We start from the raw sequence: 12936 nt of genomic DNA, 5'->3' as shown, positions 1-12936 counted from the left end.
CCGTCGGAGGCATTCTTTGGATTCACAACATCAGGACCTACAAGTAAAATCATTCCAGCTTGTTAAGCTTTTATCGTGGACTTTGCTGATCGTCATCATTGCCAGCAGTCTGGGGCTTTCCGTATTTCTGGCTAAGCACGCGGATGAAACCCTTCTGGAGAAACAGAAGGAATTCGCGCTTTTGCAGGCTGAAAACCTGAACCACCAGATTTACCGCCGTTTTATTCTGCCTACACTTATCGGATACGGTCGTATCGGGCTGAAAAACGAGGAACAGATGGACCGTCTGAATCAGGTGGTCCGTTCCACAATACACAGCTTCAAGGTCAATGAAGTACGTATCTATGACCCGGAACTGACTATTTCCTATTCCACTGATACTGAGAAAATCGGGAATAAAGAACTTGCCGGTGAATTTATCAAGGAAGTCCTTGAGAGCGGTAAGCCGCGTTATGAATTCATTAAAAAGAAATCCACCCTGGCCCTGATCTTTGATTTCCATATGCGTCCGGGAACAATGCAGCTTAAGATTGTTTACCCGCTGCGTTCGGAAAAGAGCCTGAATATCGAAGAAAACATTATTATGGGCGTGATGGAGCTAACTCAGGATATTACTGATGACTATCAGTCGGTTATTAACTTTGAACGCTTGATTCTGTTCACCTCCAGCTTTTCGGCACTCATTCTTTTTGCCACCATTATGGCCATAATCCGCCGCGCTGACATTGTAAATGAACAGCGTATGCTGGAACGCAGGCAGTTTGAAAAAGAACTGAACCAGAGTGAAAAACTGGCCAGCATCGGGCGTATGGTTTCCGGGGTGGCTCATGAAATTCGTAATCCGCTGGGTATTATCCGTTCCAGTTCGGAATTGCTGCTTAAAAGGATGAAAGACAGTGATCCGGTCAATGTGAAAATCCTGGGAGCCATTCATGAGGAAACCAAGCGGCTCAGCCGCACAGTAAGCGATTTTCTTGATTACGCAAGACCGCGCAAGATTGCCATGCACGCACTTGATCCTGCCGAGCTGCTGGATAAAATTTATATGTTTCTGGAATCCAAATGCAGGGAAAGCAATATTGAACTGCGACGTGATTATATACCGGGGCATCAGGTCTGCGCTGACGAAGACCTGCTTTACCGGGCCTTTTACAACCTCATCGGCAATGCCATGCAGGCCGTGGAAAAGGATGGACATATCGCTGTTTCCATTGCTGAAACTGACGGTGGAATCAATGTGATTGTTTCCGACTCCGGCACGGGATTCCCGGACGAAATTATAGAAAAGGTCAAAGATCCGTTTTTTACCACCAAGGATAACGGAACAGGCTTGGGGCTTGCCATTGTGACCAATATTGTGGAAAGCCATAACGGAAAGCTGCGCATCGGGAACAATTCTGAAGGCGGGGCGCGTCTGGAAATATTTTTACCTGAAAAAAAAGATTGTTAAAAAATGTCTGCAAATATTCTCATACTGGACGATGAACAGAACTACCTGCTTATTCTGGAAGCACTGCTTTCAGATGAGGGCTATACCATAACCGCACTTTCCGACCCGGAAACCGGACTGGCCTATCTTGATGAATCGGAAGTTGACATGGTCATCACTGACATGAAAATGCCCAAGTTGACCGGACAGGATGTGCTGGAGCATGTGAAAAAAAATTTTCCGCACATTCCGGTGATCATTATGACTGCCTTCGGTTCTATTGAATCCGCTGTGGAGGCCATGAAAATCGGGGCCTTTGATTACATCACCAAACCCTTCGCCAATGAAGAACTGCTTCTTTCTGTGACCAAGGCGGCCCAGTTCGCCAAAGCGCAGCAGGAGAACAGACAACTGCGCGAGCAGATCAAGGACCGCTATTCACCGAGCAACATCATCGGTCGCTCCAAACCCATGATGCAGGTTTTTGATATGATCAGCAAAGCCGCTCCGGGCAGCTCCACCGTGCTGGTCACCGGGGAATCCGGAACCGGTAAGGAACTTGTTGCACAGGCTATCCATCAGGCTTCACCGCGTTGCGACAAACCTTTTGTCTCTGTAAACTGCATGGCTTTTAATGCCGGGGTGCTGGAAAGTGAACTCTTTGGTCATGAGAAAGGTTCCTTCACCGGAGCCGTGGCCCGTAAGCGCGGCCGTTTTGAGGCTGCCGATCAGGGTACACTCTTCCTCGACGAAATCGGTGAAATTTCCCACGACATGCAGGTTAAGCTGCTGCGTGTATTGCAGGAAAAAACCATTGAGCGTGTGGGCGGGGGAGAACCGATCAAGGTTAACATCCGTATTGTTGCCGCCACCAACAAGAATCTCAAGGAAGCGGTGGAAAAGGGCGAATTCCGTGAAGACCTTTACTACCGTTTAAATGTGGTCAGTATTGAAATGCCGCCTTTGCGTGAACGGCGCGAGGACATTCCTTTTCTGGTGGATCACTTCCTTGCCACTTATTCCGCTGACAATAACAAGGAATTTGACGGGTTCGCCCCGGCTGCAATGGATTACATGACTGCCTACGAATGGCCCGGAAACGTGCGTCAGTTGCAGAACGTTGTGGAGCGTTGTGTTGTGCTCACTTCCGGTACGGTCATTAATACCGAAGATCTGCCTGCTGAAATCAAGGATGAAGAAGCTCAGTTCAAAAGCGCGGTAGATTTGCTGCCCGCAAAGCTTAATCTTGCCGATACGCTGGACAAGATCGAAGCCACGCTGGTGCGCCGGGCACTGGTTGCCAGCAACTTTGTAAAAGTTGATGCCGCTGAAATGCTGGGTATCTCCAAGAGCCTGCTGCAGTATAAATTGAAGAAATATAAGATTTCTGGGAAGTAAGAATGCCTCCGGCGGCTTAAACCCTTTGGAAAGGGTTTGTTCCACTGTCGCCATCCCTAAGACTCGCGGAAGCCGCTCGCCTAAGGGCTGGTGCAAGAATCCCAAACTTTTTTAGTAAGCTTCGCATATAAATTGACGAAACAATTAATAAAATTAAAACCGCAATATCTTACATGATATTGCGGTTTTAATTTTTGCACTATTTTTAATACGAAGCGGCGAAGCCCCGACAAAAAAGTTTGGAAGAGTCCAGAGAAACCTTTTCAAAGGTTTCTCTGGTCCCGCTGAAAGCACCGCCGAAGGCACTAAAAATTATAAAACATGGTCACCATGGCTGAATATTTGGAGTGATCCGAGAGGTCATCATGCTCTCGGGCGCGCTCCTGCAACACGTCATCGCGATACTCAAAGACCTTGACCAGAAATCCGGCTTTGTCCCTGATGATGAGTAAGCCGTCGCGCTTGCCGTCACGATAGTTCATTTCTTCTTTGACCTTGCCGTTGCGGTGGAAGGTGAAGGATTTTCCGTTCAATTGACTTAGCGCGTTGTAATGGCGCATTTCCCTGATCTTGCCGTTGTCAAAATATTCGTAGTTATATCCGGCCTTGTCACGACCTACAAAGAACTTTTCTTTGATCTTGCCGTTGGGCCAGTACAGGGAATGGTAACCGTATATTTTACCGTCTCGGTTGGTTCCCTTTTCACGCATCTTGCCGTCCGGGTAATAATGGTAGAACCTGCCGTTCATGACCCCGTTTTTTATTATGATCCGGCTTTTGGGAAACTGCTGTCCAGAGTCGTAATATTCGGTATATATGCCGCTGAAAGGCTTATTGCTGTCGATTAGTATTATTTTATCCTGCTCAAAGCTGAGTTCGTAGAAAGTCGCTTCCTGCTGACTGCAAGCGGTCAGCAGAACTAAAAACAGAACCATCAAACCAAGCAGCAACTTTCTGGGCATAGCCACCTCCTTACCAGTCTACAGGAAGCCGTACTTTCTTTTTCTCTTTATTTGTAAATAGCACGTATCCATGCTCTTTGCCAAACAGGTAGACATCGCGGGTCACAGCCACGTCCTGCTTGCAGTATTCGGTGATCAGGTCCAGACGCCCTTCTTTCCACCACTCAAGGGCCTGCAATCCGTCCGCGCTTTTGGCGGCATCGAGAGTGGCCTGAGCAATGTTGTCCAGCTTGAGGCGGTAACCGAGCCGTTCATAAACCTTGAGCAGCAGGTCCAGTGTGGGCAGACCTTTGTAGTTGAAGGCGTGAATACCGGAAAGGACCTTGTAGTCGAACCGTTCAATGTTGAAGCCGATGATCAGGTCCAGATTCTTAACCCGCTCCATCATATCCGGGATCTGTTCTTCTTCATATTCGAAAAATTTATCTTCCGTGGAATCGTAGAGTACTGCAATGGAGATACCCATGCGTTCGGCCTTGTTCCAGCCGCCCACATCCTGTGCGGAGCGACGGGTTTCCACATCGAGCACGCCGAAGCTCTTGGGTTCTTTGGAGCTTTCTTCCTTTTTTACCTCTTCGCCGAAGGGAACCAGTACCATAGCTAAATCCTCAATCTTTTCCGGTGGTTGTCCGTTAACCATATTTTCCAGCACATAGATGGCCGCAGCTTTATCGATGGGTCTGTTGCCGGAGCCGCATTTGGGGGAATGCACACAGGTGGGGCAACCCAGTTCACATTCGCAATCCACAATGACCTGCAGGGTGCGTTCAAGGAGTTCCTCAGCCTGCGCGAAAGCCTGCATGGTCAGCCCTGCGCCGCCGGGTATACCGTCGTAGATGAAGACCGCCGGACCGTCGACCTGTTCATGCATGGGGGTGGAAATACCGCCGAGGTCATTGCGGTCGGTGAGCACCATGAGCGGAGTGATGCCGATGGCCGCATGTTCCACCGCGTGGATGCCGCCCATGAAATGGATAAAATCCTCTTCAGCGCGGCGTTTGATTTCCGGGGAAATCTCCATCCACAACCCTTGAGTCTCGAAGACCACCGGAGGCATGTCCAGAGGTACGATACCGAGCAGCTTACCGCCTTTTACGGCCCGTTTTTCATATCCGGTGACCTGTTCGGTAACCCGCAGTCTGCCGAAACGCATGACAATGCCGAAAACTTTTTTCTGGTCGTAGACTTCAAGAATTTCCGTGGATTTATTTTTGCGGGCGCGGGTGTAGTAGCCGACCCGTTCCTTGGCGGCCTTGATTTTCTTGGCTCCGAGATCCAGTTCCTTGATGCAGTAGGTGGAGCCTCGGTGGATGTAGACCGCGCCTTCGTGAGCTTCACTGTAGGCCCGCACTTCATCGATGGTGCCGATGGTGGCACCGCTGGCAGAATCCTCAATGTGCATAGTCGCCCCGGCCCCACGCAGGGAGACATCGCGATGCGGACGTTTGCGGGTGGAGTATATTTCATCACCGCGTTTGTTGCGCAGGAGCACGCCTTCTTTTTCCAGCTCGCTGACCCGTTTCCTGATTTTCTCATCACGGAGCAGGTAATCGTTGTCGCGCAGGGTAAGCTCCGCTGCGGCGCAGACCAGATGACGCTGCATGATCACCGGGTTGTAGGGATTGAGCACCGCGTTTTCCGCCGGACGGGAAAAGAAGTCATCAGGGTTGCGCATGAAATATTGATCTAAAGCATCCTCCTGACCGATGAGGATAACTGCTGATTCGCGCTGGCTGCGGCCAACACGGCCCCCGCGTTGAAGGGTCTGCATTACCGATCCGGGGTAGCCCACCAGAATGCACAGATCGAGTCCGCCGATGTCGATACCCAGCTCAAGGGCACTGGTGGAAATCACCGCCAGCAGTTCGCCGGAGGACATCTTCTGTTCGATCTCACGTCGTTCTTCAGGCAGGAATCCGGCCCGGTAAGCACTGATGCGATCCTTGTATTCCCCGGCCTTTTCATTAACCCACATGGCGATGAGCTCGGTCATCTTGCGCGATTGGGTGTAGACGATAGTCCGCAAGCCACGGGCCAACCCGGCTTTAAGCAGCTGGATGGCCGCGCTGTAGGGCGAAACCTGCGGATTGAAAAAGATATAATTGCGTTTACCGGAAGCGGCCCCTGATTCAGTAATGGGACTCACTTCCAGCCCGGTGAGGTCGTGGCAAAGCTCCGCCGGGTTGCCCACGGTTGCAGAAGAAAAGATAAAAGACGGCTCGGCCCCGTAATATTTGCAGATTCTAAGCAGCCTGCGGAAAACCATGGCCATGTGCGAACCCATGACCCCTCTGTAAGTATGGACTTCATCAACCACAATATGGGTCAGTCCGGCGAGAAAGGGTGCCCATTTTTCATGATAGGGCAGCATGGAAAGATGGAGCATTTCCGGGTTGGTCAGGATCACTGCGGGCGGGGTGTCGCGGATTTTTTTGCGGCGGTAGGGGGAAGTATCCCCGTCATAGATAGCCGCTTCAGGACGCACGTGCTCAGGCAAAAGAGCAGCCATCTCATTAAAAGTCTTCAGCTGGTCCTGCGCCAAGGCTTTGAGCGGAAAAAGGTAGAGGGCATGGGAATCAGAATCACGCAGACATTGTTCCAGCACGGGCAGATTGTAAGTGAGTGTCTTCCCGCTGGCTGTGGGCGTAGCCACAACAACATTGCGTCCGGCGCGGGCGTAATCGGTTGCTTCAACCTGATGGGAGTAGAGCTGTTCAATATCCCGAAAGCTGAGCACGGAATTCACGGACGGCGAAAAAGGGCGGCGCGGCTCTCCGTAGGAGGCATCGGTCCCGTCCATGGTCCGGTGATGAACCACCTGATCACCCATTGTGGGTGAAGCAAGCAGCGAGCTTATATATTCCTGTATTCTGTCTTGATGACTCAATTGATGTCTCCGACGGCCCTGCCGGGGGCTTTGACTTGATGCGCTATCGCGCTTTTTCATGAAAAGATTTCGCCTCCGGCGGTCAAAGGAGCTAAGCCCCTTTGGAATCCCTATTAGTTAAAATAGGTTTATTTCTTTGTTGGTGGCAGGAAAATAGAGTCATCATGTAATCATATTTCGTCAAGAAAAAAGGACCGTGCGAATAAACACACGGTCCTTTTTATAAGCTAAGTTGGCGAAGCCCAAATAAAAGGGTTTAAGCCGCCGGAGGCATTGTTTTATGCCTTTACAGTTTCAGCTGCAACTTCGCCGCGTTTGGCTGCGATGTCGGCAGCTGCGGTGAAGATAACGTCGGTGGAGCTGTTCAGTGCGGTCTCAGCGGAGTCCTGAATTACGCCCACGATGAAACCTGCAGCAACAACCTGCATGGAGATTTCGTTGGGAACGCCGAACAGGGAACATGCGAGGGGAATCAGCAGCAGGGAGCCGCCGGCAACACCGGAAGCACCGCATGCGGATACGGAAGCGATGAGGCTGAGCAGCAGTGCGGTTGCGATATCAACCTGAATACCGAGGGTGTGAACAGCAGCAAGGGTCATCACGGTGATAGTGATAGCCGCGCCGCCCATGTTTACAGTAGCACCCAGCGGGATGGATACGGAGTAAGTATCTTCGTGCAGGTCGAGTTTCTTACACAGTTCCATGTTCACCGGAATGTTTGCTGCGGAGCTGCGGGTAAAGAATGCGGTGATACCGGATTCACGCAGGCAGGTCAGCACCAGCGGGTAGGGGTTGCGCTTGGTCTTGAAGAAAACGATGGCCGGGTTGATGATCAGGGCCATGGTACCCATGGAGATGAGCAGAACCATGATCAGGTGGCTATATCCTGCCAGTGCGGAAAAACCGGTGGTGGCGATGGTGTTGGATACCAGACCGAAAATACCCAGAGGAGCAAAGCGGATAACCAGCTTAACAATGCCGGAAACGCCGTCGGAGAGGTCGTTGAGCATCTGCTTGGTGGAATCGCTTGCATGCTGGAAAAAGAAGCCGAGAGCAAGGGCCCAGGCAAGGATACCGATGAAGTTACCGGTGTAGAGGGCGTTGACCGGGTTATCCACGATCTTGAAGAGCAGGGTGTTCAGAACTTCAGCAATGCCGCCCGGAGGGGTTGCACTGGTGTCGGTAGCAACCAGAGTCAGGGTGGTAGGCATGAGGAAGCTCATGGTAACTGCAACGAGGGCAGCCATGAAAGTACCTACGAGATAGAGAGAAATAATGGAGCGCATGTTGGTGTGTGCGCCTTTCTTCTGGTTGGCGATAGACGCTGCAACAATTACGAAAACAAGAATGGGTGCAACTGCTTTCAAGCCCTTAACGAAGAGGCTGCCCAGAATGCTTACGGAATTTGCTGCTTCAGGAGCAACGGTTGCCAGAGCTATACCTGCTGCAATACCGACCATGATCTGGACTACCAGACTGCCGGATGCAATGCGCTTAAAGATGTTGGAAGTTTGAGTCATGTTTATCCCCCGTGTTTTAAAAAAAAATTTATGCTAGACGGCTTCCTCATAGGTAGATGTTGTGAAAGTTGTCAACAAATTTGTTTAAAATAAGCCATTGATTAATTTGAGGCTATGTTTTTTTCGTATTCAGCAAAAAATTAATAAGCAAAACACAAGCATAGATAGTTGCGCAACATTGGGTTAATATTGTATTGTTGCCGATTTCAATTGTGAAACTGAATGAATGTTCAAACAGTGCATTAGGTTAATATGGGTCGATATCGAAAAATGTACAGTCTGTTTTTCCGGATTAATTAAAAAATAGCTTAATTTTTAACGAAAACGTAAAATAGCTAACCTTATTGTATGAGTAACTATCAAATAAAAAATATGGAATTTAAACAGTAAAACAGGAAAAAAGCATGGCAGAATCACCTCGGAAGTACATTTACTACTCGATTGCGGCTTCGATTATCACCATGATCCTTAAAACATGGGCCTGGTACGTTACTGATTCAGTGGGGCTGCTTTCCGATGCATTGGAAACTCTGGTCAACCTTTCGGCTGCGCTTTTCGCATTGGCAACCCTGACTCTGGCCCTGAAGCCGGCTGATGAGCAGCATGCCTACGGTCACGGCAAGGCGGAGTATTTTTCCAGCGGTGCGGAAGGGATGCTTATCCTCGTGGCCGCCGTGGGGATTGTCTATGCCTCGGTGGAAAGATTTATGAATCCGGCAGTGCCGCTGAATCTCGGCTTGGGTCTGGGTATAGCATTGCTTTCGTCAGTGGTGAATTTCGTCACTGCCAAGATTATGCTCAAAGGTGCTAAGGTGCACGATTCCATCATTCTAGAAGCTGACGCCAAACACCTGCTGACCGATGTCTGGACTTCTGTGGGATTGGTTGCCGGGCTAGGTATCATGCTCTTTACCCCGCCGTCGTGGGCCTTCATTGATCCGCTCATTGCCATGATTATGGCCGCAAATATTGTTTTCACCGGATTCTCCCTGATTAAAAAATCCTATTCCGGACTTATGGACAACACCCTGCCCCGTAAAGAGCTGATGGTCATAGATTCCGCCATCCGCAGTTGCGCAGGTGAAGATGCACTCTACCATGGCCTGCGTACCCGCAAGGCCGGATCGCAGCGTTTTGTGGATTTCCACCTGTTGCTGCCCGGGGAATCCACCATTACCGTCTCCCATGATTTATGTAATGAAATTGAAGACTGTATCAAATCGGATTTGAGGAATTGCCATGTGACCATTCATGTGGAGCCAAAGGAAGATGCTGCTTCCTACGATTGTGAGGAGACCGGAGGGCTATGCGGTTCCATGATCCGGCTGAATGAAAAGCTTGGGGAAAAGGAATAGTTGCTGATGGTTATAAAGTGTAAAATCAATCACATCCATCTGGATACAGAACTTGAATCCATTCTGTTGCTTCCTGATGGCAAAGGACCATTTCCGGCTGTGCTGCTTTTCCATGAATATACCGGGCTGACTGAAGCAACAGTCGACCATGCCCGCAGACTGGCCGCAGCAGGATATGCTGTACTTGCTGTTGATTTCTATGGAGTCCGCAATCGTCCTTCTACTATAGATGAAGCACGCACCACTCACCGCATCTATCGCAATAACCGTTTGCTTATGCGTGAGCGGGCCAAGGCTTGCCTTGCTGCTTTGTGTGGTCAACCGGATATTGATCCATCCCGGGTTTATGCTCTCGGCTTCTCATTCGGAGGAGGTGCGGCATTGGAGCTGGCCCGCACCGGGGCTGATTTGAAAGGTGCGGCATCAGTGTACGGTTATCTGGATACTACTCATCCCGTTTCCACAAAAGATATAAAATGCCCGCTGCTTGTGGTCCATGTAAATAGTGATCCCGTGGTTCCTGAAGAGCACTTGCATATGTTTGAAAATGAAATGAATGATGCGGGCGTAGAGTATGAGCTGATCCGGCTTGACGATGCACAGCACGGCTTTGCGAACCCCGAAGATGAGGGGTTTGATGAACGGTTGGCGGAAGAAATGTGGGGGAAGGTGCTGGGTTGGATTGGTGAAAAGTAACCGAACGGTTACTATTTGCGCGTGTTGTGCTTTGTTTTTAGAAAAAGTAACCGATCGTACACTTTTGTTGACTTTTTTGCCTTTTTGTCTGTAAAAGTAACCGATCGTACACTTTTTAGGAGAGTTTTTTATGAGCAAAATTTCATCTCCAGAAGAACTTGGCGCATTTATTCGTTCTTGCCGCAAGGAAGAAGGGATTACTCAGGAAGAGTTGACTGATCTTGTCTTTGCCAGCAAAAAATTTCTTGTTGATTTGGAACGAGGTAAGGAAACAGCCCAGATTGGTAAAATCTTCACTGTAATGGAGGGATTAGGTATCACAATGCATCTATCCACCCGCAAAGATGAAGGTCTTTAGCAGTGTATCTTTACGTATATGACGCTGAAATTTTGCTGGGAACGCTTTATTGCCCTGCGAAGGTTTCTGAATGGAGCTTCAGCTACAGTGATGAGTGGCTGCAGTCCAAGACTAGCTTCAATCTTTCATGTTCAATGCCCTTACAGGAAGAACCATTCATTGCTGAACTTGTATATAATTATTTCAGTAACCTTCTGCCTGAATCAAGTCTTCGTACGGTCATTGCCAGACGTTTAGGGGTTTCGGAAGAAAACAGCCGGGCTTTGCTTGAGTCTTTAGGTGGTGAGTGTGCCGGACGGATTTCTCTGTATACAGAAAAAAAGGGTGAACATGGCTTAGAGCAGACAATCCCTGAATATAAGGCACTTACACTGCCCAAATTTGTAGATCTGGTTAATGAACTTCCGCAACGTCCTTTTTTGGTGGAGAAAGAAGGTATACGCCTTTCACTTGCCGGCGCGCAGCAGAAACTGCCTATTTATTATGATGGTGAAATCATCGCCATACCGCAGGGCGGATTACCAAGCACCCACATCGTCAAACCTCCCATGCGCGATTTTCCCGATACTGTTGCCAATGAGTTGTTTTGCATGTTGCTGGCAAAAAACATGGATTTTGCTGTGCCGGATGTTATGCCGTTGCCGTTTGATGACTCATTTCTATTCTGCATATCTCGATATGACCGCAGGTTGCAGAAGGACGGCATGCAGCGTTTGCATCAGGAGGATTTCTGTCAGGCACTAGGGCTTTCCGCACATCAGAAATACGAGGCTGATGGTGGAGTTAACGCCGGGCAGTGTTTTCATATTTTACAGGATTTCTCAGCCCAGCCTGCAAAAGATCGGCTTTCCCTGTTGCGCATGTTTATTTTTAATTACTGCATCGGCAACATGGACGCGCATGGTAAGAATTTTTCTCTACTTTACACCCATGCAGCCCCGACCCTTGCTCCGTATTACGATCTGCTATCCACAATCATTTACGAAAATACCAGCGACAGGCTGGCTATGAAAATCGGACGCGAAAACAGACCGGATTGGATTCAGGAGCGTCATTGGGAACGATTTGCGGATGAAATAAATATTCCGTTCAAGACCGTGCGCAAACATTGCCTGCAGATAGTCAAACAGCTTCCTGAAGCAGCAGAAAAGACCGCAAAGCAAATTCAGGAAACATGGCCGCAACTTTATGATGAGCAGCAGTGCATTGGAAAAATTATTACGCACATTGAAAAGTATACAAGTAAACTTGCTATCCGACTGAATTAACAAAAACCCCCGGCACCTGAATTCAAGCACCGGGGGGTTCCAGAGAACATATATATAACAAGTTCCTACCAGCTGTTGCGGCGAACCCTTTCTTCTTTGTAACGGTCCAGTTTTTTGGATGCGTGGCCGGGGTGGCCGATGACGATGTAGCCCAGCGGGATTACGGATTCGGGCAGGTTGAAAAGTTTTTTGAAGCCTTCAATTCTGTCTTCCATGGGGGCGATTCCGGTCCAGACTGCGCCGAGCCCCTTGGCGTGAACAGCCAGCAACATATTCTGAATGGCTGCGGAGCAATCCTGCACCCAGTATCCGGCATATTTTTCAAGGCTGGTATCACCGCAGACCAGAATACCGATGGGTGCTTTATCGGCCATAGGGGCATATTCATTGATCTTGGTGATGGCGGTCTGTTTTTCCTTGTCGTCCACCACAATGAACTGCCAGGGCTGCTGGTTGCCTGCGCTGGGAGCCATCATGGCTGCACCGAGAAGGTCTTTGATGTCTTCTTCGGAAACAGGTTTATCTTCGAATTTTCTTACGCTTCTGCGGGAATAAATAGCTTCAAATACATCCATTTTTATTATCTCCGTTAATGGTTTGATTTCATGAATGTCACTTTATAGCACGACGCTGCGAAAAAGCGGATCATCTTTTTGTCTGAATATAAGACTTGTCCTTTCTTCTGATATGGCAGGAGGGAATCGGATTTGCTTTAAATATTTATGCAGGAGTATGATTAATTTTAAATAGTGCTTGATTAAAATCTCTATTGTTATATTCTATCCATAATCACACCCCTGATTTGGTCTGAAATACTTTTGGTTATTTTGCAGTCCAACCCCTTGGCGGTGCCGTTCTCCTCCCTCGCTAAACCGTTCGGCACCGCCTATCCTTTCCTAAAGAAGAAAGGGTGCACTTCTTACGAGGTGCACCCTTTCTTTGATTTTTATTTCTGTCCGAACTGCTATTTGTTTTTAAAAGCAATACGGAAACAGGCGATTGCTCCGCCCCAGGTAATACCGAGACCGAAGAGCATCATGATGATTGCGCTGGTAGTCATGTT

11 protein-coding genes are annotated in these 12936 nt (G+C 49.0%); 6 read left to right on the top strand and 5 right to left on the bottom strand.

Annotation, left to right across the window (positions count from 1 at the left end; all coding sequences use genetic code 11):
* The first annotated feature begins 16 nt into the window (after positions 1-16).
* Positions 17-1450 (top strand): sensor histidine kinase, encoded by a 1434-nt coding sequence (locus FMR86_RS06535; RefSeq protein ID WP_163350284.1) that lies wholly within the window; start codon positions 17-19, stop codon positions 1448-1450.
* 3 nt (positions 1451-1453) lie between these two features.
* A complete protein-coding gene (locus FMR86_RS06530; protein WP_163350283.1) occupies positions 1454-2827 on the top strand; it encodes a sigma-54 dependent transcriptional regulator in 1374 nt (457 codons plus the stop codon).
* A 305-nt stretch (positions 2828-3132) separates the two neighbouring features.
* On the opposite strand, the gene FMR86_RS06525 is transcribed toward FMR86_RS06530, so the two are convergent.
* The 3 genes from FMR86_RS06525 to sstT form a co-directional block, all read right to left on the bottom strand.
* Complete coding sequence (locus FMR86_RS06525; protein WP_163350282.1) at positions 3133-3789, bottom strand: toxin-antitoxin system YwqK family antitoxin; 657 nt, start codon at positions 3787-3789, stop codon at positions 3133-3135.
* Positions 3790-3799: 10 nt separating this feature from the next.
* Positions 3800-6619: a DEAD/DEAH box helicase gene (locus tag FMR86_RS06520; protein WP_163350331.1), complete on the bottom strand. Its 2820-nt coding sequence runs from the start codon at positions 6617-6619 to the stop codon at positions 3800-3802.
* 335 nt (positions 6620-6954) lie between these two features.
* On the bottom strand, positions 6955-8196 hold the full coding sequence (gene sstT / locus FMR86_RS06515) for a serine/threonine transporter SstT (RefSeq protein WP_163350281.1): 1242 nt from the start codon (positions 8194-8196) through the stop codon (positions 6955-6957).
* A gap of 404 nt (positions 8197-8600) precedes the next feature.
* On the opposite strand from sstT, the gene FMR86_RS06510 reads away from it, so the two are divergent.
* From FMR86_RS06510 to FMR86_RS06495, 4 genes are all read left to right on the top strand, one after another.
* On the top strand, positions 8601-9551 hold the full coding sequence (locus FMR86_RS06510; RefSeq protein WP_163350280.1) for a cation diffusion facilitator family transporter: 951 nt from the start codon (positions 8601-8603) through the stop codon (positions 9549-9551).
* Positions 9552-9557: 6 nt separating this feature from the next.
* Positions 9558-10247 (top strand): dienelactone hydrolase family protein, encoded by a 690-nt coding sequence (locus FMR86_RS06505; protein ID WP_163350279.1) that lies wholly within the window; start codon positions 9558-9560, stop codon positions 10245-10247.
* A 130-nt stretch (positions 10248-10377) separates the two neighbouring features.
* Positions 10378-10605 carry a helix-turn-helix domain-containing protein gene (locus FMR86_RS06500; protein WP_163350278.1) on the top strand — a complete coding sequence of 76 codons (228 nt, stop codon included), beginning with the start codon at positions 10378-10380 and terminating at the stop codon, positions 10603-10605.
* Between the two features lie 2 nt (positions 10606-10607).
* Positions 10608-11873, top strand: a complete 1266-nt coding sequence (locus FMR86_RS06495; RefSeq protein ID WP_163350277.1) for a type II toxin-antitoxin system HipA family toxin — start codon at positions 10608-10610, stop codon at positions 11871-11873.
* Between the two features lie 65 nt (positions 11874-11938).
* On the opposite strand, the gene FMR86_RS06490 is transcribed toward FMR86_RS06495, so the two are convergent.
* Positions 11939-12448 (bottom strand): nitroreductase family protein, encoded by a 510-nt coding sequence (locus FMR86_RS06490; RefSeq protein WP_163350276.1) that lies wholly within the window; start codon positions 12446-12448, stop codon positions 11939-11941.
* 389 nt (positions 12449-12837) lie between these two features.
* Positions 12838-12933 carry a MetS family NSS transporter small subunit gene (locus FMR86_RS06485; RefSeq protein WP_015853623.1) on the bottom strand — a complete coding sequence of 32 codons (96 nt, stop codon included), beginning with the start codon at positions 12931-12933 and terminating at the stop codon, positions 12838-12840.
* Between the last annotated feature and the right edge of the window lie 3 nt (positions 12934-12936).

The sequence above is a fragment of the Desulfovibrio sp. JC010 genome (genome assembly GCF_010470675.1).
Taxonomy (GTDB): Bacteria; Desulfobacterota; Desulfovibrionia; order Desulfovibrionales; family Desulfovibrionaceae; genus Maridesulfovibrio.
This window is presented reverse-complemented; position numbering and strand designations above follow the sequence as displayed.

Excerpts from the sequence above, each read along its gene's own strand:
- FMR86_RS06505 (WP_163350279.1), top strand. The coding sequence starts at position 9,558 with ATGGTTATAAAGTGTAAAATCAATCACATCCATCTGGATACAGAACTT.
- FMR86_RS06530 (WP_163350283.1), top strand. The coding sequence starts at position 1,454 with ATGTCTGCAAATATTCTCATACTGGACGATGAACAGAACTACCTGCTT.
- FMR86_RS06490 (WP_163350276.1), bottom strand. The coding sequence starts at position 12,448 with ATGGATGTATTTGAAGCTATTTATTCCCGCAGAAGCGTAAGAAAATTC.
- FMR86_RS06485 (WP_015853623.1), bottom strand. The coding sequence starts at position 12,933 with ATGACTACCAGCGCAATCATCATGATGCTCTTCGGTCTCGGTATTACC.
- FMR86_RS06510 (WP_163350280.1), top strand. The coding sequence starts at position 8,601 with ATGGCAGAATCACCTCGGAAGTACATTTACTACTCGATTGCGGCTTCG.
- FMR86_RS06525 (WP_163350282.1), bottom strand. The coding sequence starts at position 3,789 with ATGCCCAGAAAGTTGCTGCTTGGTTTGATGGTTCTGTTTTTAGTTCTG.
- FMR86_RS06520 (WP_163350331.1), bottom strand. The coding sequence starts at position 6,619 with ATGGGTGATCAGGTGGTTCATCACCGGACCATGGACGGGACCGATGCC.
- sstT (WP_163350281.1), bottom strand. The coding sequence starts at position 8,196 with ATGACTCAAACTTCCAACATCTTTAAGCGCATTGCATCCGGCAGTCTG.
- FMR86_RS06500 (WP_163350278.1), top strand. The coding sequence starts at position 10,378 with ATGAGCAAAATTTCATCTCCAGAAGAACTTGGCGCATTTATTCGTTCT.